The organism is Leptotrichia sp. oral taxon 215 str. W9775 (assembly GCF_000469505.1).
In the GTDB taxonomy this organism is placed as follows: domain Bacteria; phylum Fusobacteriota; class Fusobacteriia; order Fusobacteriales; family Leptotrichiaceae; genus Leptotrichia_A.
Map to the genome: position 1 here is coordinate 250,146 of NZ_KI272860.1, position 21,881 is coordinate 272,026.

Below are 21,881 nucleotides of genomic sequence, written 5' to 3' on the forward strand. Positions count from 1 at the left end.
TCCCACAGCATTCTAATAATTGCTGCCTGAAGAGTTTTTTCTCCTTTCCTTTTAAATATTATCCATATTGATTTATATAATAATTATACTAAAAAAGACTTTATTATTCTATCTCAATTTAACATATTTTCTTTTTGTATTCTTAAATTTTTAGAATACAAGACGCATTTCATACCATACAACTCCACCATGGGTAGATTCAGATACTCCTTCATTTTTAAATCCAAATTTTGAATAATAATGTACAAGTGCATCCTTACAGGTCAGAACTACTCCTTTTCTTTTTTTATCTTTTGCATCCTTAATCATTTCATTTAGTAATTTTTCAGCATAACCTCTTTTTCTGTAGTCAGGTAATGTATTAACTCCAAAAACCATCTGCCATTCACCTTCAGGATTGTGTAAATGAGGATTTTCATACATTTCATCTGATAAATTTGGGATATCTGTTACCATTCCATTTACAAAACTGACAATTTTCCCATCTTCCTCAAGAATCCAGAAATAATCAGGATATACAGTCAGCCTTCCTTTAAATGATTCTTCTGTTGCAGCTTCACTTGCTGGAAAACACTCTGCTTCTATGGCTGTTATTTCCTTCAGATCTTGAATTTTTCCTCTTCTTATATTCATAAATTTATCCTTTCCTGACAATTTTTAACTTTTTACTTTATTTTACCTTTATCTTCTGAAAAAATCAATTGTGTATTTCTGGGAAATTTTCTTTCATTTTCTCATTTCTTTAATATAACTACCATGTGTATAAATATAATTTGTAAAAATGTACATAAAAACGGTAATAAAGATACTTCCAAGAAATAATATCCAATTACCGTTCTGTTTTATTCTTTTTTTCAATAATTTTTATTTTTACTTTTTTATCCTATAAATTTTTAACATCAATTACTTTTACATCATCTAGATTTTTTGTTGAATACTCATAAATTTTTCCATCATCATAAATATATAAAATCCCTTTATATATTGTCAAATCAATTTTCCTGTAATCTTTCACTTTAATTTCTTTTATCGGTTTCTGATTCTCATCGACTATTATTATTCGGTTATCTTTTAAGATGTGGACATTACTAAACTTTTTATATTCATTTTTAAATAAAGGGGAATCTATTTTCATTTCTCTTTCTCCCCATTCTTCTTCTGAAAGCCCCTCTATTTTTTCAACTTCCTCTATTACCTTATCAACTTTTTTTAATCCATATCTTCCTGCAATTTCATAATTATCAAATTCTATATTCTTATAATACAAGTCAAAAAATATTCTTATTTCTTCTTCAGTAAAATTTTTCTCTAGTATTGGAAGAAGAATACTTTCCTTGTCTTCTGTTTTATTAAATTCTTTCAGCACTTGTTTTTTTCCATATTTTATTTCTTCACTTAAAATTGATTCAAAGAAATATGAGTTATTAGAGTTTTTCTCAAATTCTATAATCAGTTTAATCATCTGTATTATTTTTTCTTCATCTGTACTGAAATTTTTTAAAATTTTAGCAATATCTGTATCAATATATTCCTGGTCAAATTCTAAAATTTTTTCTAATTTCTTTTCTTTTTCCTGAATGTATCTGACTAATACTCTATTTTCACTTTGAATTTCTGCCTCATTTTGATTCAAATAAGAATATTTTTTATTGAAATCTTCTAGGTTCATATATTTAGTTTCTTTACTTTGCTGCACTTCCTTCCCCATACCTTCCCTCTTTTCTATTTTTCTTTCTTCACTTTTATTTATACAGGAAAACAATAAAAATAAAATTAGAAATGCTTGAAATTTTTTCATATAGCTTCACCTACTTTTTATATTTTTCTATCCTATTAGTTATATTATTTTTTACTTTTATTACAATATTATTTATTTTCTGCTGATTTATTTTATTCGATGAAACCTCTCCACTTACCTCCTGATCTTTTTTATCTCCTGAAGCTGTTCTACTTTTTCTATTAATTTTTTCTATTTTATAGGCAAAATTCATTATTTTATCAAAGAATTCCCTTGAATTTTCTGAAAAATATATATTTCCATAACTTTTATGCCTACTTATTATTTTTTTTGTAGAAGGTAATAGACAACCTACTGAAAACCCCCTGTGATCTCCATGATGAATTAAAATCCATCTATTTTTAGGTATTAATGTCCTATTATTTGAATCCTTTTTATGATTTTGTACCCCTATTGCCATATAAGATTTTCTAATCACATTTCCTTTTTCATCCTTCTTTTCTGGTCTTAAATGCCATCTTAAATCATGAGTTCCTTCTATTATTCTTTTATTTTTATTTCCATTTATTTCATTTTCTCCTCCAGGTTCTATAACATACCCGTCATATCCTTCCAATTTCTTTCCAGAAGGATCCAATATTGAAAAATAAGATATTGTAGAGTTCTTTTTGGCATTTTCCTTTGTCCATTTTTTAGGATCTGTATTATAGTATTCTTCAAATCTTTCAACATAAAAAGTATATTTTCCCTGAACTCCCAAATGTGGACAATTTCCTGAACTACAGCTGTCCTCTCTTTTTTCTGTTTTTGATGAATTTACACTACTGGAGGATTTTGATGGTTTGGATAGACTTTCATTATTATTCTTTTTATTAGTTTCTGAAATTTCAGAAGAATTTTTGCTATTACTGGCAACTGTTGTATTTTCTATCTTAGAAGTTTTATCTTTTCCATGATTTTTATTCCATTCCATCTGATTAAAAGGACACATTGTGGATATTTTCCCACTTTTTCTTATTATTTTCAAAATATCCCATTCAGTAGGTATATTTTTTGTAGTATCGTATAAATTTCCTCCCATTCCAATCCAAGTCAATATATCGCCAATTTTTGTCTCCTGCTTATCCTCTCCCTTCAGATTAAGTCTGTTTCCTCCAACATTAAAATTATCCAGTCCTGCTATTTTAGATTTTACATTTTTCTCATCCATAGTCAGTTCTGCTTTTATAAATTCCTTTTCCTCATTTTTCATTGAAAGCCTTGCAGCCTGCATCAGATAACCATACACCATTGCAGGTAGAATTTTTGCAGAATAAAAATTTTTTCTTTCATGATCACACAGGGAAATCCCTTTTTTTCTTATTATCCCTTTTGTATCAATATTAGGATTAGACAATTGTTTCACTCTTTTATATGAACTTCTGAATGCCTGAAAAATTTTACCTCTCAATTCATTTTCTTTTTCCTTTGTCACCTCCGATTTCATTATTGGCATTTTTTTCTTATTACTTTCAACAATTTTCTTATACTCTTTTTCTTCTTCAGCAGTAAGACCTTTTCCTGTAATTATTCCGGCTGTTTTTTTATTTATATATGGTTTTAGCTTGTTTTCTGTCTGACTTATATATTTTTTCGCATTAGCAAACTTCTGACAGGATTTTTTCAATGAAGTCTGCATAAAATTATTGTTTACATCCCTGCATACATCGACTAACAGTTTATACACACAGTCAGCATCCCTTACACTTTCTTTAAACTCCGTTTTTTTATCTTCTGCTATCCCTATTTCCTTTTGACCTGCATCATCAATACTGACAGTTCCCCCATATTTACATTTTATTGTGGAAATATCCAATAATGCAGGATATTCTCCAACCTTCACATCTGTATTTTTTTCCCATTGCCCTAAAAGTTCAGGTTTGCATATTCCAATTGCACGGCATTTTTTAAATGGTAAAATTTTTTTATCATTTATATTTGCCTGCTTTCCTCCCCTTAAAGTTATACTGTTCTGATTTATTACCAGTTTACTTATATCTTCTCCTAAGGTACATTTCAACATGCAGTTGTCATTTACAAAGAGTTCCCCTGTCGGCTTTACTATATTCTGAAAATCATAAAATGACTTATAGAAGGAATAGATGTCCATGGAATCGATATTTGCTGAATAATCTCTTAATTCCTTGCAATCCTTAAATAATTTATGCATTATTGATCTGTCTTTTTCAAAATCAGACTTATCCCTGTAATTTTCATATATCTCATCTATCAGGTTACTTATATTCCGTATATTCCTTACTTTTATTGCTGATTTGGAGGTTATCCAGTCATTCAGAAGGGTAGTCACCCTTATTTCTTTTCCAAGTTTTTCAAGCCTGTTATACAATCCCGTATCTGTTTTTGAAGGAATATCTATACCTCTTTGTTTTTTTACATACCATAACAGATAATTTCTGACTATGTTGCTATCTTTATACTTATGGTTATCAAAATACTTTGTCTCATTTTCTCCCTTAAATCCTGTCTGAACTGACAAAAATTCTATTATTATATTTTCAATTAACCGCTTAGTCAATGGATACTGATTTATGCCATTTTCATCAATTTCGTAGAATTTCTGATATTCACTGTCACTTGAATACAGTTCTTTCATTAAACTTATACATTTAATCTTTGAAAGATCTGAATCTGAAATATTTTTTTTAGCAACCTTTATCACTATTTCATCAATATCTTTTATTCCCTTCATATACTTGTCATATTTTTCAAGGAGTACATTTTTTTCTACTTTATGTGTATTTTTTCCCTCTTTTACATCCTTCGAACTGTTATTTAATGTATCCTGTATCTTATCTGTAAATCCTGATTTAGGCTGATTTTCTCCAATAGGTTTTCTATCAGGATATTTTACATATTTTGCTGAATACTGACTTAACACATATTCCAGTGATTCTACCCTGCTTTTATTGAAAATTGGATTACTCCACACATAATAGATAATATCCTGTATTCTTATATTTTCATTTTCATCTCTTCCTCTTAAAATATCGAATCCCTGCTGTTTTATTACATTTCCTATTTTGTCACTGCCTTTGGTTGCTTCATCATATATTTTCAAAATTACATTGATATCTTCCCTGTTTTCTTCCAAAACCTTTTTTGATGTTTTTGTTTCCAGATATTTTATATAATCGCTATCATACATGTTTTTATCATTGAATTTAACTTGCAGCCTTTCCAATACAGCTTCCTCAGAATTTACAAATACCAGCTCAGGAGCTTTACTGTTTTCAAACCTGTCTTTTTTATATTCTTCATTATCCCAGACTTCTTCAAACTTCTGACCATTAAATACAAATACCCCCTGTCTATTATTTTCCTCAGAAGAATTCATAGCAGAATTTGATTTTTTTCCTGTACTGTTATTTTTTTCTTCCTTTATTTTAGCCTGGCTATTTATATTTTTATTATCCACCTGTGCATCATTTTTTTCTACTACTTTCCCATTTATTCTACATTGGAATATTTTAGTAAAATTTTCTTTAAAATATTCCCATCTTTTTTCTTTATCAGCATCTGAAAGACCATTATTTATTTTAGTCATTATTTTGTTAAATGCTTTTCTATATTTTTCAAAACCTTCTTTGTTATTTTCAACAATTTTTACATATTCATGACAATTTTTCCCTAATAAATCCATAAATGATGCTCTCACGTTATGTTTATAATCTCTTAGAATTATATCTGGATCAGATACATAATCTACATTTTCATTAAATGTTTTTTTGTATAAGTTTGTAGCAAGAGTATAGTTGTATCTCCCTGTAAGCTGCATTATTCCTCTACCTCTAAATTTATATCCGTCTCCTTTACCATTTTTCAGTTCTTCCCTATTATCATATACAGTATCTGCTATTGCTCTCTGATTTGCCGGATGATTTTTATTTTTTCCATGTTTTGCTGCTAAACTTGGATTATTTCTATATCTTCTGAATATTTCCTTCAATCTTTTTTCACTATAATTAAAAATCTCATTAAAATTTTTATAATTAGTTTCACCCCTAAAATGTGCAAAAATATGAGCATAAGCCAGACAATCATCCATTCCAAGTTTTTTAAAACAACTGTTTATTTCATCAACTGTTTTCTTAAAAGCTTCTTCACTCCCATTTTTAAACATCATTCTCAGCTGCTCTATTGTAACCTCCATGAAATCCCCCTTTTCATGATTAATATTTCTCAAATAATTCTGATATTTCTGTATCTACATCAAACTTTTCTATCGATTTGTTTATCTTTTTTTTAGGAGATTTTGATACTTTAAAGTCATCTCCTTCTTTTGTTTTTATTTTCGAATATCCTTCTACATATACATTGTCAATTACCAAATTATTATTTTTATAGCCAAGTTCAATAAAATATGTCTTAAATCCTGACAATTTCCCCATTGACATATCTCTTATGATGACCATATTATTTTTTATTTCATATGAACTTTCTTCTCCGTAGGAACCTCCTGTACCTTCTATTCCAACTGGAATAATTAACTTACAGCTATCAAAAATTTTATAATCCTCCCCTTCACTTATAAAAAATTTTAAACAGCTTGAATTTTTACCAGTTTTATACATTTCATATAATTCATCAGGCCCCATATCCTTTGCTTTTTCAGTTTCAATATTAGAATATTCCAAAATATAATCTTTCTTATTGTCTTTATTTATATATCCTGACTTTGTTTCTTTTAATGTTATTCCATTGGCAAATTTTATGCTTTTATCATTTATCAGATTTTTCTCAAGTTTGTCTGACTTTATCAATAATTTTATATATTCCGTATAAAATTTCTCTGCTTTAGTTTTTTCGCCTAATTTCCATAATACATCTGCATAATTTAAATTGGCTACAATTCTTTTAGGAAACTTATTTAATATGTCTTCTAATATTTTCTTTGACTCTGATAAATTTCCTTTTTTATATAACTCATAGGCGTAGTCATTTATTTGAGTTACATTTTTCTCTGTTATCTCTCTATTATTCCTATTCTCTGTACTTTTTCCTTTTAAATAACTTAACGAAATACAAAAAATAAATACAAACATTATTTTCCAGATAATTCCTTTTTTCATTGATGCTCCTTCCTTTTCACTGATTTTATTATTTCAACTGACTTTTATGTATATATCCTTTCATATGGTATCCACCCTTTTCATTATAGAAATATACATATTTCCAATTATTTTCAGTATATATTTCCTCAACTTCAACACCATTTTTTAATTTATATAATATTGTACTTTCTACACTTGGTTCCCTTCTTAAATTAATACTGTCATCTTTGGAAGCTGTTTTTAAAATTTTACCTGTCTTATAGTTTTTCTTTGCTGCTGTATCATTATCAAATCCATAATCCCTAAAATCATCCTGCCAGGAAATTTCTTCCTTCAAATCAGTTACAATATAATTGGTTGCACCAGGTGCGGCTACTACTGACAAAAATAAATTATCTCCGTCCATACTTTCAAGTAATGCCTCAGCATATGCAATTTTCCTTCCTATTACCCTGCCCTTCTTTACAAAAATTGTTTCCCTGTTAGACTGTCCCGCATAAGCATATGGATATGTAATTATATACATTCCATAATCTTTATTTCTAAAGCTTTCTATTCCTGTTATTTTTTCATCTTCACTTTCTGCTTCTTTATCATATTTATTTACTATTTTATAAACTTCTTCTGGTAATTTTTCTCTTGAAATTTCTGACACGGAAATAGTCTTTACTATCTTTACTGTTTCAAAATCATTTATTTTATCCTCAAATTCTGAAAAATTCGGATATTTTGTTTCATTTTCCCTCTTTTTTGAATTTTCTTCCATTCTATTTTCAATAAATATCTTATCAAGCATAGTAAATTTATTATAATTTTCATATATATAATCTACTATTTCTTTAGGAACTTCCCTTACTTCAAGTCTTTTCAGTCTTCTTAGTTTTTCTATTTCTTCAACACCGTATTTTAACGGATTGAAACTCACATCTAAATGATTTAATTTAGATAATCTGCCTATACCTCTAATATCCTTAATGTTATTATTATGAAGCCACAATTCTTTCAAATTTTTTAAATTTAATAACGGGGTTATATCTTCTATCTGATTGAAATTTATTTTTAAAACTTCTAATTTTTCAAGTTTTTCCAAAGGTTTCAAATCACTTATTTTATTCCATCGTAAATCAAGTTCCTTTACATTTTTGTAATCTAAAATACAACTTATTTCTTCCAAATTTTTATTTTTCAGCTCTATTTTTTCAGAATTAACATTGTATTTCTCAAGTTCTTTACAACTTTTACTTTTTGAAACTGACCCGCTGCTTTCATTTGTTTTTATTTCCTTTTTCTTTTCCATGCTGTTAACTTTGTTACAATTTACAAACAATGTAACAAATAACATTAAAACAAATAAATTTCTTCTCATTTTCATATTTCCCTCCATTATTTCAAATCAATTTCCTCAATTATTATGTATCTTCTGCCCCTTCATTCTTATTTCTCCCGAAGCTTCTATCCTGATATCCTTTGCTTTTCCAATAACATTGATATTATCTCCGTAAATTGCCATTTCTCCTATTGATTCAATTCCAACATAGTCATCCGACACAACTACCATGTTTTTCAATCCCTTATTTACAAAATTTTCTGCTGTTTCACTGCTTGTTTTTGAAGTTCTTGTGTATGAATTTTCCATATTCAGTTCCATTTTATTTTTATTGACTGTAAGATTAAAATCACTTCCATTAATATGAAAATTTCTTTTTTCATAATCACTAAATCTTCCGTTTCCTTTATTATTTACTGCCCAGGAAACTCTTGCGAAACTTTCATCTTCATTTGGAAAGTAAACCTCTACCGTATCATTTATTTCCGGAGTGCAGAAAAATCCTGTATTTGTCTGAGAATAGAAAGTCTGATAACTTAATGGCCATCTCTTTATTCCATAATCAGAATAAGCCCTACTGAACTCCACCTCTCCTTTTTGTTCGATTATTTTATTTAAACCTTCATTAAAAACAACTTCCATTTTTGCAATTTCTTCTTCAGAAAACACCTTTTCAACCTTCGCTTCAATACTGCATCCCTTTATTTCTTCATTATATTTTTTCAATATATTATAATTTTTTATATCTGTTGCCAGAAATTCACTTTTCATAAGATTATTTTTCAAATATATTTTTGTTTTTAAAACTGTCAGAGCATCATCGCCACTTCCATTTTTTTCCTCAGAAGTATAGTCCCTGTTAATTGAAACAGAATCACCAAGACTTACAACTTTGTTTGAATAAACTTTATAGTATAAGTTTTTATAGTCTCTGACAATTGAATAATCTGAATAATATTTATTTTCATTTTTTACATTTCCAGTTTCTATTACTCCAAATGTAATTATTCCCTGCTCCGTAACTAGCAGCCCTGTCTTCAGGTGTGAAGCCATTCTCACAAGGAATTCCCAGTCTGTTTCATTATACTGGACTATCAGCTTTCCTATCGGTACCTCAGCCCCCTTAAAATATTTTATCTGTATATCCTTATTACTGCATGTACTGTTTATTTCATCAATTATATTCGCATATGTAAAATTTTTATCCTGAAATACCCTGTATCTCTTTTCCATTTTTCTATCAAAAAGAATACTGTATGAAAATGCCTCTATAAAGATTAAATAACCTTCACTTCCATATTCAAGTACTTCAAAATAATCAATTATCCCTTTGAAAATTTCCTTTTCCCCGACAGAAGCATCTTCTCCTGAAACTTCTATTCCTATTTCAGTTTCCTCTTTTCCAATTATTTCTTCAAGCTCACTTTTTCTCTCATTTTCCACTTCTATCTTTAATTTTAGTTTCTGGTGTTCATTTATGCCTTCTGTTAATTCAAATTCCCTTATGAGATAGTTTTCTATTTTTTTATTATTCAAAATTACGTTTACATTTCTTCCCTCATACATATTTTCATTAATGCCCATATCCATTCTATCAACCTCAACTTCCCAAATATTTTAATATATAACCTGGCCCGCCTCTTTTTATTTTATATCCAGTTTATTTTTCTGATGAAACTTCTGTTTCAAATGAAGTACAAATACTCCAATCCCCTTTTCAATGCTTAGTTCCTGAGAGAAATTCCTTACAAACATATTTGCAAACTTGTAGTCTATATTTTTATTTGCTCCGAGATTCACAAACACCTCCACATTTCTGTAATCATTTTTTTCAAGATAAGATTCCGCCCATTTTGCCAGATCAATAATATTTTTTTTATTCTGTTCATATAGATCTGTATTATCATTACTGTTTTCATTATTTTCACTATTTGTATTATTTTCTATATTCGATATGACTTTTCCTGTAACTGTCATTTCAATACTGCTCCTATTATTTGCAAAATCAGTATTTTCAGCTAGTCCTATATTATATTTTATTTCTATTATCTCATCTTCTCCTATGTTTATTTCCTTTTTTTCGCTTTCATCAACAATTTTTATTTTATATTTCATTCCCAATCCCCCTCATATATTTTTAGAAAACTGAAACCTCTCCCAATTTTAAAGTTTTTTCTACATTTATTACACCAAAATGATTTTCCCAGTAATACTTTATCTTTACACCCAATGGCAGAAATAAATTTTCCATTATTTTTACTTTTAATCTATTTTCCTTTTTCTTTTCCCTGTTAATGTAAATTACTACTTTTTTCCTCTCATATTTTTTCTGATAAATTATTGAATCAGGAAAAAAATACTTTATACCATTGGAAAATACATCAAAACTTTCTTTTCCTGTTACAATTTTGTCGTAATACAGCAGAACCATCGCATTTTTTTCTTCTTCCGTCAATTTTTTAAAATCTGCCATTAATTCATCTCCAAAGACACCCCCTTCAATATCCCTCAATATCTTTTCACAATATATATCTATAATTGTTGTTCCTGTAACATAGTCTATTTCCCTGAGGCACATTAGTGCTTCGTGAATAAATTTCTTTCTAATTTCCTTATATTTTTCTTCTTCTGTTTCCTGAAAGATTTCCAAAAAACTTGAAAATATGCTATTAAATCTTATAAACGGATTTACCTTTATTTCATTTTCCAGCCTAAATTCATTTAGAAAATCCCCATTAATCTCCAAATAAGGAGAATATTCCTCTTCCGATATAAATTTTATATTTTTTCCTGAACCTGCCCATAAATATTCGTAACCAGCTTTCCTACTTCTAATCATTCAGATACCCCCTGCATCTGAATTCCGGTACCCTCAGCTGTATTTCACTTACTATGAAACTTAGCATATCTTCTGTATAATTACTTTTTTCAATACACTCAGCAAATAAATTCAGATTTATTTTCTCATTATAAAAAAATAGTTTAAAGTCATTTTTTATAAATTCATTACAATTATAGGTTTCTATATTTTCCAGGACATTCTTGCCTATATTTATTTCCTTAAGAGAAAAATTCTCCTTTATAAATTCATAATCTGAAAAAACTTTATATAGCTCTACTTTACTGTTTATCCTGTTTTCTGTTCCTGCATTTTCTTTAAATCTATCTGTAAAGCTTTCCTTCCTGAAATTTGTAAAAAGAAAGTATTCTGGCATTTTTTCCAGCTCTATTGAATTTATCATTAAATTTTTTCTGCATTCCTGGATAGATTTTATAGAGAATACATTCCATATATTTTCCAGTTTTTTCCTGCTTATTATATGAAGATCATTTAAATTTTCAGAATAGCAGCACAATATATCTCCCGTTCCATTATTTTCCACAAGTATTTCATTTTCATCTTTCTTTATTACATATTCAAATGAAATATCATTTTTCACAGGCCTTACAAATATTGAACTTATTATCTTCTTTTCTTCTATATTCCATAACAAAGTTTTGTTAAACAGTATATTTTCCTCATAAATTCCAAACTCATACACTGCCTCATCCCTGTTTTCCTTTATTTTTTCATATAATTCCTTTGTCATCTGGAAATCATATCCCACAACTTTTATTCTGTACATACGTTTAAAATGTGCCATATTTACAGTCTGCCATTTTTTCCCGTTCAGTTTAAAAGCTTCATACAATCTTTCAATTTTTTTCTCATATCTTCTGTCATATTCAAGAACAATTTTCATTCCATAATTTTCTCCAGCAACATTTATCCATGCCTCATATTCTCCCTGGACAATATCTTCCAGCTGATTGTAGGAAATATCTACATAAACTTCATTTAAATAAAATTCATCTTCTATATCTGTTACACTATACTTTTTTTCCATAACAGGATGATAACTTTCCCTGAAACTATATATTTCCTCATTATCAGAAAGTATTGTTTCAATGAAAATATCTCTCTTTGATTTTATTACACTATTTAAATATTTTTCCTTTATCTCAGAAAATCTTTCATCTATTTCTTTTTTCAATTCAAAGAAACTTTCCCTTATTGTTTTACCTGCCAGTTCCTTTTCAAGTATTATCGTTTCCTTATCCATACCTTTATTTACCCCATCCCTTAACTTTATTTTAATTATATCATAAATTAATTTTTCTTTCAACTTATTTTTAATTTTATTTATAATTTTTCAGTTATTTATGTGATATAATTTAAAAATAATTTACAGGAGGTCTATTATGAAAATATATACAAAATACGGGGATAAGGGATATACAAGATTATACGGTGGTGAACGTGTAAGTAAAACGCATATAAGAGTTGAAACATACGGAACATCTGATGAATTATGTTCATTGATTGGATCAGTTGTAGCAAAAATGGAAAATTATCCTGAATTATCTGACATTAGAAAAGAATGTATCATTATACAGCATCATATATTTGATTGTGGAAGTGATTTGGCAACTCCTGGAGAGTTACGTCCTTACAAACAGACAGAAAAAGATGTAGAATGGCTTGAAAACAGAATAGATGAATATCTTCCACAGTTACCTGAACTTAAGCATTTCATTATTCCTGGAGGAAGTAAGATTGCTGCTGAATTTCATATATTAAGAACCTTTACAAGAAAACTGGAAAGAAGAATAGTCGCTCTAATTGAAACAGAAGAACATGTTAATGAAATTGGATTAAGATACATTAACAGACTTTCAGATTATTTTTTTATTGCTGCCTGTCTTATAAATGTCAGAATGGGAGTAACTGAAACTGATTATTTACGTAGTGAAGTAATTTTTAAATAATTCTGCTACATATGATAATTAAAAGAGCTATATTTTATGATAATAATTTTTTACTGCCATAAATATAGCTCTAATTTAAATTCCTATGAAAATTTCCCTTCATTTCTTAGTCTTATTTTCTAAACTTTTAAGTTCTGCAGAACTTAATTTTTCTAAGGATAAAAGTTGTGTCCTGGCAAGTTTTCTAAGTTCTATCATTCTTTCTTTTTGCTTCATATCTTTACTGATTAGAATAGCATTGTAGCTTTCCATATTGGCAAGCACTAATAATTTCATTCAGACTTGCATAATCTCGCATATTACCTTTTAATTTTGGATTTTCTTCACGCCACTGTTTTGCCCGCTTATTAAATAGGGCAACATTTATCATATCTGCTTCATTGGCATACCTATAAGATAATTGTTCATTTGTCAAATCGGATAGTAGATATTCCTTGATAGCATCTGTATGAATCTTATAGTTAATCTTTGAGATTTCACGATTTAAATTCCAACCAAGAGATAATCTAGAATTTTCATCTAATTTAAGTCCCTTATAGTCTTGAATAATATAAAGTTTAAATTCTGGCGAAATCCATGAAGCAAACTCCATCGCTATATCACTATGAGCAAATGTACCTCCATACCGTCCTGACTTAGAAATTATCCCTATTGCATTTGTCTTTTCAATCCATTTTTGTGGTGATAAAGTAAATACATTACTACCTGCTTCATTTTTTAACCTATCGAATTCGATAGATTTAAAATTTGGATTATGTATTGATTCCCATAAACCTAAAAATTGAATATTATCTTTGCTTCTTAACCAGTTATTTATCACTATAAATGGTTCTTCGCTTTTATATCTTGCAATATCTGTAAGACTTATATAGTCATTTTTAAAGTCTTCTGTATAGATTTGGATTGAAAATCCATTTGCTTCAATTGTATCTTTTTTAATCTTAGCCATTTATGAATCCCTCCTCTTACTGATGTACTATTTACAACAACTATCTTCAAATAATTTAATTTCATTACCCAACTTAATTCCCCCTTTTATTACTTTCTGTATAAAAAAACTGTTTCAAAAGAAAATTTAAAAATAATATGAAAAATTATATTAGAAAATTTTATTAAATAATTTTATTTCCCATATATTTCATTCCTATTTTTTCATTTTGAAACAGCTCCCTTGTATATTTCAATATTTTATAATTATTTTTTCCTCATCATATAAAATCATCTATTTTTTAAATGAATCAAAAATATTCTTATCATTACTATACAGAACTTTTACTTCATTTGGTTTCAATATAATATTTATTTTCTTATCGGAAATTGAATAAACTTCCTTTTTATTCAACTGATTTTCATAGAATCCAAAAAGTTTTGGAACATGAAGACTTACTGGATAAGAATCTCCTGAATTATTCATTATGACAATCATAGACTTATTTCCATAAGCTACTTCATATGAAATAAAATCAGTATTAGGCCATTGTGGATTTATATCTTTATTCTGATATGTTTTAGCCTTTCTCTTTTCCTCATTTAGATATTGCTGTGTTTCAGCATCAATTCTTCCTTTAGTTTTAGGATCATTGTATACTTCAAGAACTCTGAATTTTCCATTTTTAAACAATTCCTTATTTTCACTTCTTACCTTTAACAATGTTCTATAAAAATTCTCAATTTCAGCATTTTCCTTGACAGGATAAGAAACTGTTTTCTGAACTTCATTTATCTGAACAATTTCAGGTGGAAGATTTCTAAGCGTATTAATATCATACTTACTTAAATCATCAGTTTCATCTTCGTAAGGTGCATAATCATCCCATAACATTGGTTTTCTGTTTCTAGGAGAATCTGCCCCCCACATTCCTTTTTCATCTCCATAATATATTACCGAAGTAGCAGGCATTGTCAACTGAACAGCAATTATTCTCTTAAGTTTACTTATTGCATTTCCGTCATATAAATCCGGTCTTATGTTTAAATATCCCTGATTCGACTGATTATTTCTGTCAAAAACCCTGTTTGGATTTATAATTCCACTGAAAATTCTATCTGTATCAAGCGAATCAATATAAACCTGTGTCAGATTAAATCTTTCGCTTGAATATTTATTATAAATTTCATTCATTTTACTGGCAAACTCTACACTTCCAATTCTATAATTCGAGTTACTGTTTATTGTATATTTTATCATATTATTTACAATATTATAGTCTGTTCCGCTATCATAAAGTCCGGCATCTATATCATCAGCAAAATTTCTGGAAAATTCCCCTACTATCAGAAGATCCTTTTTAAACTTTTTCAGGTTTTCTGTTATTTCAACAATATGTGGCTTATTCTTAGCATCATAATAAACATATCTTATACCATCAATTCCGTCATCATAAACATTTTCCTTAAATGTTTCATCAGGTCCCAGAACCCATTTTTTCAATGAATTTTCAACATATTCCCTTGCCACCTTTGAAGATAAATCAAGCTTTGTATTTTCCCCGTCCTTATACCATTTTTTATAATCTGAATTCATTCTGGCAAAAAATTTTGTTGAAACTGTATCCGGAGCCACTTCCATAACAACCTTCAATCCTTTTTTATGTGCTTCCTTTATAAGACTTGCAAATTCCAGGTCAGAATCTGTCCAAACCCAAGTAGCTGTATCAGTTAAGTTTTCTTTCAGAAGATTTTCTTTAGCGGCAGGATTATAAATCAGAAGATTCAATTCCTTATCCCCATTGTTATTATGTACTTTACCTTGTATATCCAGCCCTTTATTTGTACCAGTCTGCTCTATATATCCAAAATAAGGGTCTACATGGTTAAAATATATTGTGTCGTATTTATGATTTGAAAGGGAATAAAATGGTGAGGAAATTATAATATATTCCACTCCAAGTTCCTTCAGATAATCAAGTTTTTCCTTAATTCCCTGAAGATCTCCTCCGTAGTATCTCGTATAATTCTGAACATCATTCAGTGCATCTTCTTCCCATTCATTTTTAGTTTCATAATTTCCATTCCATTCATTTACAGAAAAAGGATATGGCGTTGTTCCCCATTCAGCAGCAACAAGGTCTTTTTTTGGAGTACCTGACCGTATTTCTCCTTCAGGCTGAGCAAAATCATCCGTTCCAAATTCATTGAAAATAGGATCATTATCCACATTACCATTTCTAAAGGAATCTATATATATCTGATATCCTACAGATCCTCTTGCCCATTCTGGAATATATGTCAACTTATCTGATTTTTGATATTGAAATTTCAATACACTATTTTCTGAAGTTGTTGTATTTTTTCCATAAAAATATTTTACTTTACCGTCAACCAGCTTAAAGTAATATCCTCTTACATTGTTTGGAATTTCAGCAACAAATATTTCATTTCCCCCGTAATTTCCAATACTCTTCATCATTTTTTCTCCGCCATTGTATACAACTTGTGCAGAATAAACATCATTATTTTTTGTTTTCAGTATCAGCCTTACGTTATTTCCATTAACAATTCTATAATCAGGCGTTTCCTCATGAACCAGTGAATTTATATCAATGATATTATCATCCCTCTGACTATATTTAGTAGGACTTTTTACCTCTTCTACAGCACTTTCTTCTGTTTTATCTTCTTTTTCAGAATTACTGTTTTCATTTTTATCCGATAATGTTTTTTCAACTTCAACTGATGTTTTCTCAACTTTTGTACTATTATTGGTATTAGTAAAGGAATTTGCCGTAGACATTATTATACATGCCAATATTACTAATTTTAATTTTAAAGAATTCATACTTCTCCTTTATTCATCTTGATTTCTCTTGCCGCCGCCAGACAAAAAACTGTAATTTCCGTTTTTCTATTTTTTGTCCTTTCACTTCCAGCTTCAGCAATTTTACGATTTCTTGAATTAATAAAAACCTTCCTGTCAATATCATCTAAAATACTGTTTTTTATTTCCCTAAGGGTTGCTCCTGTTGTAATTATATCATCAACTAAAAGTATTTTCTTATTTTTAAAATCAAAGTCACTCCCTATCCTGAAACTTCCCCTGATATTTTCTTCCCTCAGTTTTTCATTTAACAGCTTATGCATTTTTTCTGTATTTTTTACTCTTTTTATTTCCACATAGTTTACATTCAGCCGTTTCAGAATCTCATCAACCTGATTGTATCCTCTCTCATTTTCCCTCTTTTTATTTATTGGAACACTTACTATAAAATCTATTTTTTCCTTCTGAATAATATATTCAAACTCCTCTTCTATTAACCCTGCAATTAATTTTGCAAGATTTTTCTTCCTGTTGTACTTATAGGAAAAAATTAGTTTCTTAAACTCTTCATTATAGTCCCAGATATAGTAAATGTTATTTAATTTCCTCAATTTCTTTAAATTTAAAAGCCTACTTTCTGTTTCCTCTGATACTATGCCGCCCCCGACTAACTCCCTCCCTGAAATTATGTCCTTATTTTTAAATATAATTCCTTTAAAAGTCGAAATTACCTTGTCAACTATATCCTCTATTTTTTTACTAGTAGTTTTTAATTGGGTTTTTGACCTTCTCAATGACTTTTGCCGAGTACATTTCGGTATAACCGCAATTCTGGCATATTTTTAAATAAAATGTATCAAGAGAAATTTTTGCTCCAGTCAATTTTTTAGTAGGCAATGCAATTGACTTTACCTCACATGAGGTTGAGCCACATTTTAAACATTTTTCATGATTTTTCATTTTTCCTTCTCACCTCAAAATGCATTTTTTATCCAGTTTATTTTATTATTACCTAATTTATCTTTTTTTATTCCTATGACATCATATCTTACATTTTGTTTCCATTTTATATTTTTTATATAAATCTGTGAAGAAATCATTATTTTTTCCAGTTTTTTCCCGTCAATTGTTTCTAACGGCTCACCAAATTCAGAATTTTTTCTATATCTCACTTCTACAAACACAAGTGTTTTTTCCTCTTCATCTGTAAAAATAATATCTATTTCTCCATATCTTGTATAAAAATTACTTTCAATATATCTCATTCCCTTTGTAATCAGATATTTTTTTGCCAGTTCCTCATATTCAAACCCTATTTCCCTTTTCTTTTTCATTAAAATAATTTTAACCCCCTGTTTTTATCCACCTTTTTTTCTAATTTCCCTTTATTATTTTTTCCTTCAGAGATTTTATTCTGACTTTTATCACCTAATATCTTTTTCAGAAAAGATTTACGGTGATATTTACAAGGCCCCTTTTCAAGCAATATTTCACGATGTAATTTTGTTCCATACCCTTTGTGCTTTGCAAAGTTATATTCTGGAAATTCTTTGTCCACTTCCAGCATCATTCTATCTCTGGTCACCTTTGCCACAATTGATGCCGCCGCAATAGACAATGATTTTGCATCTCCTTTTATTACTTCTTCCTGTTTTCCCATATACCCTTTTATTTTATGATTCCCATCTACTAGAACCACATCAAATTCAGCTTTTTCAGTCACCTGGCTGATTGCCTTTCTCATTGCGGAAAAAGTTGCATTCAATATGTTCACTTCATCAATTTCCTTTTCATCAGAAATCCCTATTCCAACTATGCATTTTTCCATTATAATTTCAAAAAGTTTTTTCCTTTTTTTCTCTGTCAGTTTCTTTGAATCATTTATTTCATCAAGTTCAGAAAAATATTCAGGAATTATAACAGCTCCAGCCACTACTGCTCCGGCGAGAGGTCCTCTTCCTGCCTCATCAACACCTAAAACTGTTCCCTCGTATGTTTCGTCAAATTCCCTTAAACTATTCATTTTTTCTTCCATCCGTTAATCTGTTATTTCATCTATTTTTAAATCTGATTTTTTTAATGCCTTCTGAAAATCTTCCGGTATTTCTCCTGTAAATTCCATTGGATGCCCTGTTATTGGATGTATAAACTCAAGCTTATATGCGTGAAGCATCTGCCTTTTTTCATTATCTTTTCTTCCGTATACACTGTCTCCAAGTATCGGATATCCAAGATGCCTCATATGAACCCTTATCTGATGCGTCCTCCCTGTTTCAATATTTACTTTTACAAGCGTAAATAGGTTATTCTGGGAAATTACCCTGTAATTTGTTATTGCGTTTTTTCCCTTTGCTGCATCATCAATGACAGTCATTTTCTTCCTGTCATTTTTATCCCTTCCTATTTGAGTGACAATTTTTCCTTCACTTTTATTGAGTTTTCCCTTTAATATTGCCAGATATGTTTTCCTAATTTTCTTTTCCTGAAACATTTCTGTAAGTGCAGCATGAACTTTATCATTTTTTGCAATTACAATAAGGCCACTTGTGTCCTTATCCAGCCTGTGCACTATACCTGGCCTTATTTCACCATTTATACCTGACAAATCTTTTATATGATACAAAATGGCATTTACAAGTGTTCCGGAATAGTGGCCATGTGCAGGATGAACAACTAGCCCAGCCTGCTTATTAATCACAGCTATATCAGAATCCTCATAAACAATATCAATTTTTATATTTTCAGGTTTAATTTCCGTTGTTTCAACTTCAGGAACTTCAATTATAATTTCATCATTTTCTTCGATTTTATATGAAGATTTTGTTGGTTTCCCGTTCACTGTTATATTCCTGTCTTTTATCAGCTGCTGTATTCTCGTTCTTGTAAAATCTGTCTTTCCTGATAAAAAACTGTCAATTCTCTCTCCAGTTTCTTCATCAGGAACATCTATTATTAATTTTGATTCCATTCTAATTTTTTCCTCGCCATTTATCTTTTTAATTTACTTTTCAAGGTTATTTTGGCTATTAAGCCATATAACATACAAATTTTTCAAACTTAACTTTCATCATCACATTTCTGGAAAATACTCATTTTTTCCGAATGATTCCTATTATGATGATTTCTTATTAACAATGCAAGTTCAGTATCTATACCCTTTATTTTTTCATATCCTCTTTCAGCATGTTCCCTCAACGGTGTCTTTATTTTAAATTTATGTAGAACCCGTGTTATCATTGAAGTTTTTCCTTTTCCACAATCATGAAGAAGTGCAAGCTTCAAATATATGATTTCATTCTTTAAAGTTGTTTCGCTTAATTTTTTATACACTTCCAGCGAATGAAACTTATCATATCCGGCCATTTCTAAAAATATTTTCTTTTCATCAGAATCAAGTATTTCAATAACTTTATTCATAAAATTTTCATCAATCTTTGGAAAAAAGTACTCGATACCTTTTCTTACAATATACATATTTTCCTCATTTCATTATACATTAACATTCTTAGATTTTATTTATTTTTTTTCTTTAACAACTATATTTCCATATAACTTCTTCAGATTTTTTATATTTTTTCCTTTTTTCCCAATTAATCTGCCTTTATTTCCTTTATTCACATAAAAAATATAGAAATAATCATTCTTTTCTATTTTTTCTACATCTTCAATTACTTCTTCAAAATTTTCACTTTTCAAAATCATTTTTTCCAGTTCATCTGAAAAATCTACCTTTACTAATGTCAAATACTCTCCAGGCAAGGGTTTCATATTCCCATTCAAAATAAAATTGCTCATTATCCGCACCTGTTGTGGAAGAAATCCATCTCCAGTAAAATAAAGTTTTCCTTCCCTATATTCAACTTCGATTTCCCTCACATGATTTTTAAGTTTTTCACCTTTTTTTGATGTAAATTTCTTAAAGTCTTTTTTTCCTGACAACTCCATGCAGTTTAAATTTATTTTTTCAACAGTATTTTTTATAAGTTTTTCCGGATACTCATAAATATAATGTCTTTTTGCTATTAATTCAGGAAATTCCAAAAATGGAAGCGTTTTTTCAATTTTCAGTATCTCAAGTCCGTCTATTTCCTTATATCCAAGCTTTTCAAATTCTATATAATGCTTTGAATTAATATAAAGCAGATTTTCTTTAGCACTTACATCCTTATCTGTTCTTCCCGCCTGCTGAATTCCTTTAAAAAAATTTATGCCATTTTTTTCGAGTAATTTTCTAAATTCAGATTTTATACTTTTTTCATTCGGATTTTCATCAAAGGAACTGAATTTTCTCCCATCATATGCAATATAAAATATATATCCAAAATATTCAGTATTTTCAAAATTTCTTATTACTTTCTCAATCTCTTCCATTTAATTTTTCTCCTACAAGAATTCAAATACAAAAATTCAAAATTTTTTAAAGTATTATCAATTATATTTACTGTTTATGCCTTTATTTTTTCAATTATTTCATCTACTGTATCAACTTTTATATCTTCAGGAATATTTTCTTCACCTTTTAAAGTCCCAAATCCCCATTTACAGTAAACAATATCCACTCCTGAATTTTTTGCTGTCTGCACATCAACATCCATATCTCCGACATAGAGTATTTCCTCTTTCTTAATACCTGTTTCTTCAGAAATTTTATCAATTCCATAAGAAGAGGGTTTTCTAGGGTGCTCTTTATCAGAAGCACCTATTATATCAACAAATTTCCATTTTGAAAGATTTTTTTCAACTGTATCTAATGCCAGGCCATGATCCTTATTTGTCACAATACCTACCTTTATATTATTTTCTTCCAGAAAATCCAGTAATTTTTCAATTCCTCCATACAGTTTCACATTGTAGTTATAGTATTTCCCATAATGTTTTCTGAGTATTTCTTTCATCACTTCAGGTGTTATAGTATTTTCATCATATTTTTCCATAGCAAAAACTTTATCTGCAATTCCTGCAATTCCATTTCCAATTAATCTGCTGCATTCTGTAAGGGTATATGTTTTTAAATTTAATTCTTCAAATGCAGAGTTTACTGATTTTGCAATAGCTTCCAAAGTATCTGTCAATGTCCCGTCCAAATCAAATAAAACTAATTTATATTTCATTTTTCCACCTTTGTTATTTCCAATATTA

General features: G+C 28.9%; 19 protein-coding genes and 1 pseudogene. 1 reads left to right on the forward strand and 19 read right to left on the reverse strand.

Going from position 1 to position 21,881, the window contains the following annotated elements; genetic code table 11:
* Positions 1–150: 150 nt before the first annotated feature.
* From HMPREF1984_RS08100 to HMPREF1984_RS08145, 9 genes are all read right to left on the reverse strand, one after another.
* On the reverse strand, positions 151–633 hold the full coding sequence (locus HMPREF1984_RS08100; protein ID WP_021767477.1) for a GNAT family N-acetyltransferase: 483 nt from the start codon (positions 631–633) through the stop codon (positions 151–153).
* 250 nt (positions 634–883) lie between these two features.
* Positions 884–1,798 (reverse strand): hypothetical protein, encoded by a 915-nt coding sequence (locus HMPREF1984_RS08105; protein ID WP_021767478.1) that lies wholly within the window; start codon positions 1,796–1,798, stop codon positions 884–886.
* A gap of 10 nt (positions 1,799–1,808) precedes the next feature.
* Positions 1,809–5,948, reverse strand: coding sequence for a PAAR-like protein (locus HMPREF1984_RS08110; protein WP_051314493.1), 4,140 nt, complete (start codon positions 5,946–5,948; stop codon positions 1,809–1,811).
* Between the two features lie 19 nt (positions 5,949–5,967).
* Positions 5,968–6,867, reverse strand: coding sequence for a tetratricopeptide repeat protein (locus tag HMPREF1984_RS08120; RefSeq protein WP_021767480.1), 900 nt, complete (start codon positions 6,865–6,867; stop codon positions 5,968–5,970).
* A gap of 28 nt (positions 6,868–6,895) precedes the next feature.
* On the reverse strand, positions 6,896–8,221 hold the full coding sequence (locus tag HMPREF1984_RS08125; protein WP_232219698.1) for a leucine-rich repeat domain-containing protein: 1,326 nt from the start codon (positions 8,219–8,221) through the stop codon (positions 6,896–6,898).
* A gap of 30 nt (positions 8,222–8,251) precedes the next feature.
* Positions 8,252–9,766: a contractile injection system protein, VgrG/Pvc8 family gene (locus HMPREF1984_RS08130; RefSeq protein WP_021767482.1), complete on the reverse strand. Its 1,515-nt coding sequence runs from the start codon at positions 9,764–9,766 to the stop codon at positions 8,252–8,254.
* Positions 9,767–9,820: 54 nt separating this feature from the next.
* Complete coding sequence (locus tag HMPREF1984_RS08135) at positions 9,821–10,291, reverse strand: hypothetical protein (protein WP_021767483.1); 471 nt, start codon at positions 10,289–10,291, stop codon at positions 9,821–9,823.
* A 22-nt stretch (positions 10,292–10,313) separates the two neighbouring features.
* Positions 10,314–11,015, reverse strand: coding sequence for a hypothetical protein (locus HMPREF1984_RS08140; protein WP_021767484.1), 702 nt, complete (start codon positions 11,013–11,015; stop codon positions 10,314–10,316).
* Positions 11,008–12,279, reverse strand: a complete 1,272-nt coding sequence (locus tag HMPREF1984_RS08145) for a hypothetical protein (RefSeq protein ID WP_036100213.1) — start codon at positions 12,277–12,279, stop codon at positions 11,008–11,010. The genes HMPREF1984_RS08140 and HMPREF1984_RS08145 overlap by 8 nt, the downstream gene beginning before the upstream one ends.
* A gap of 139 nt (positions 12,280–12,418) precedes the next feature.
* On the opposite strand from HMPREF1984_RS08145, the gene HMPREF1984_RS08150 reads away from it, so the two are divergent.
* On the forward strand, positions 12,419–12,985 hold the full coding sequence (locus HMPREF1984_RS08150) for a cob(I)yrinic acid a,c-diamide adenosyltransferase (protein ID WP_021767486.1): 567 nt from the start codon (positions 12,419–12,421) through the stop codon (positions 12,983–12,985).
* 99 nt (positions 12,986–13,084) lie between these two features.
* Here HMPREF1984_RS08150 and HMPREF1984_RS08155 read toward each other — a convergent pair.
* The 10 genes and pseudogenes from HMPREF1984_RS08155 to HMPREF1984_RS08195 all read right to left on the reverse strand — a co-directional run bounded on the left by HMPREF1984_RS08155 (position 13,085) and on the right by HMPREF1984_RS08195 (position 21,853).
* A pseudogene (locus tag HMPREF1984_RS08155) lies at positions 13,085–13,934 on the reverse strand (KilA-N domain-containing protein).
* Positions 13,935–14,207: 273 nt separating this feature from the next.
* A complete protein-coding gene (locus tag HMPREF1984_RS08160) occupies positions 14,208–16,763 on the reverse strand; it encodes an alpha-amylase family glycosyl hydrolase (protein WP_021767488.1) in 2,556 nt (851 codons plus the stop codon).
* Positions 16,760–17,536: a ComF family protein gene (locus HMPREF1984_RS08165; protein ID WP_021767489.1), complete on the reverse strand. Its 777-nt coding sequence runs from the start codon at positions 17,534–17,536 to the stop codon at positions 16,760–16,762. Before HMPREF1984_RS08165 ends, HMPREF1984_RS08160 begins: the two co-directional genes overlap by 4 nt.
* Positions 17,502–17,702 (reverse strand): zinc ribbon domain-containing protein, encoded by a 201-nt coding sequence (locus tag HMPREF1984_RS11210; protein ID WP_084408446.1) that lies wholly within the window; start codon positions 17,700–17,702, stop codon positions 17,502–17,504. The genes HMPREF1984_RS08165 and HMPREF1984_RS11210 overlap by 35 nt, the downstream gene beginning before the upstream one ends.
* Positions 17,703–17,716: 14 nt before the next feature.
* The gene (locus HMPREF1984_RS08170) at positions 17,717–18,076 is read right to left on the reverse strand and encodes a YraN family protein (RefSeq protein ID WP_021767490.1); all 360 of its coding nucleotides are present in this window, start codon (positions 18,074–18,076) and stop codon (positions 17,717–17,719) included.
* Complete coding sequence (locus HMPREF1984_RS08175; RefSeq protein WP_084408448.1) at positions 18,076–18,765, reverse strand: ribonuclease HII; 690 nt, start codon at positions 18,763–18,765, stop codon at positions 18,076–18,078. Before HMPREF1984_RS08175 ends, HMPREF1984_RS08170 begins: the two co-directional genes overlap by 1 nt.
* A 15-nt stretch (positions 18,766–18,780) precedes the next feature.
* A complete protein-coding gene (locus HMPREF1984_RS08180; RefSeq protein ID WP_021767492.1) occupies positions 18,781–19,710 on the reverse strand; it encodes an RluA family pseudouridine synthase in 930 nt (309 codons plus the stop codon).
* A gap of 89 nt (positions 19,711–19,799) precedes the next feature.
* Positions 19,800–20,216 carry an HD domain-containing protein gene (locus HMPREF1984_RS08185; RefSeq protein WP_021767493.1) on the reverse strand — a complete coding sequence of 139 codons (417 nt, stop codon included), beginning with the start codon at positions 20,214–20,216 and terminating at the stop codon, positions 19,800–19,802.
* Positions 20,217–20,258: 42 nt separating this feature from the next.
* Positions 20,259–21,113 carry a KH domain-containing protein gene (locus tag HMPREF1984_RS08190; protein WP_021767494.1) on the reverse strand — a complete coding sequence of 285 codons (855 nt, stop codon included), beginning with the start codon at positions 21,111–21,113 and terminating at the stop codon, positions 20,259–20,261.
* Positions 21,114–21,187: 74 nt separating this feature from the next.
* Entirely contained in the window at positions 21,188–21,853 is a 666-nt protein-coding gene (locus HMPREF1984_RS08195; protein WP_036100218.1) for an HAD family hydrolase, read from the reverse strand.
* Between the last annotated feature and the right edge of the window lie 28 nt (positions 21,854–21,881).

What these genes read in the sequence shown, in the direction of transcription:
- HMPREF1984_RS08135 (WP_021767483.1), bottom strand. Translation starts at nt 10,291, where the DNA reads ATGAAATATAAAATAAAAATTGTTGATGAAAGCGAAAAAAAGGAAATA.
- HMPREF1984_RS08125 (WP_232219698.1), bottom strand. Translation starts at nt 8,221, where the DNA reads ATGAAAATGAGAAGAAATTTATTTGTTTTAATGTTATTTGTTACATTG.
- HMPREF1984_RS08130 (WP_021767482.1), bottom strand. Translation starts at nt 9,766, where the DNA reads ATGGATATGGGCATTAATGAAAATATGTATGAGGGAAGAAATGTAAAC.
- HMPREF1984_RS08185 (WP_021767493.1), bottom strand. Translation starts at nt 20,216, where the DNA reads ATGTATATTGTAAGAAAAGGTATCGAGTACTTTTTTCCAAAGATTGAT.
- HMPREF1984_RS08105 (WP_021767478.1), bottom strand. Translation starts at nt 1,798, where the DNA reads ATGAAAAAATTTCAAGCATTTCTAATTTTATTTTTATTGTTTTCCTGT.
- HMPREF1984_RS11210 (WP_084408446.1), bottom strand. Translation starts at nt 17,702, where the DNA reads ATGAAAAATCATGAAAAATGTTTAAAATGTGGCTCAACCTCATGTGAG.
- HMPREF1984_RS08110 (WP_051314493.1), bottom strand. Translation starts at nt 5,948, where the DNA reads ATGGAGGTTACAATAGAGCAGCTGAGAATGATGTTTAAAAATGGGAGT.
- HMPREF1984_RS08195 (WP_036100218.1), bottom strand. Translation starts at nt 21,853, where the DNA reads ATGAAATATAAATTAGTTTTATTTGATTTGGACGGGACATTGACAGAT.
- HMPREF1984_RS08190 (WP_021767494.1), bottom strand. Translation starts at nt 21,113, where the DNA reads ATGGAAGAGATTGAGAAAGTAATAAGAAATTTTGAAAATACTGAATAT.
- HMPREF1984_RS08180 (WP_021767492.1), bottom strand. Translation starts at nt 19,710, where the DNA reads ATGGAATCAAAATTAATAATAGATGTTCCTGATGAAGAAACTGGAGAG.
- HMPREF1984_RS08140 (WP_021767484.1), bottom strand. Translation starts at nt 11,015, where the DNA reads ATGATTAGAAGTAGGAAAGCTGGTTACGAATATTTATGGGCAGGTTCA.
- HMPREF1984_RS08175 (WP_084408448.1), bottom strand. Translation starts at nt 18,765, where the DNA reads ATGAATAGTTTAAGGGAATTTGACGAAACATACGAGGGAACAGTTTTA.
- HMPREF1984_RS08145 (WP_036100213.1), bottom strand. Translation starts at nt 12,279, where the DNA reads ATGGATAAGGAAACGATAATACTTGAAAAGGAACTGGCAGGTAAAACA.
- HMPREF1984_RS08100 (WP_021767477.1), bottom strand. Translation starts at nt 633, where the DNA reads ATGAATATAAGAAGAGGAAAAATTCAAGATCTGAAGGAAATAACAGCC.
- HMPREF1984_RS08160 (WP_021767488.1), bottom strand. Translation starts at nt 16,763, where the DNA reads ATGAATTCTTTAAAATTAAAATTAGTAATATTGGCATGTATAATAATG.
- HMPREF1984_RS08150 (WP_021767486.1), top strand. Translation starts at nt 12,419, where the DNA reads ATGAAAATATATACAAAATACGGGGATAAGGGATATACAAGATTATAC.
- HMPREF1984_RS08120 (WP_021767480.1), bottom strand. Translation starts at nt 6,867, where the DNA reads ATGAAAAAAGGAATTATCTGGAAAATAATGTTTGTATTTATTTTTTGT.
- HMPREF1984_RS08170 (WP_021767490.1), bottom strand. Translation starts at nt 18,076, where the DNA reads ATGAAAAAGAAAAGGGAAATAGGGTTTGAATATGAGGAACTGGCAAAA.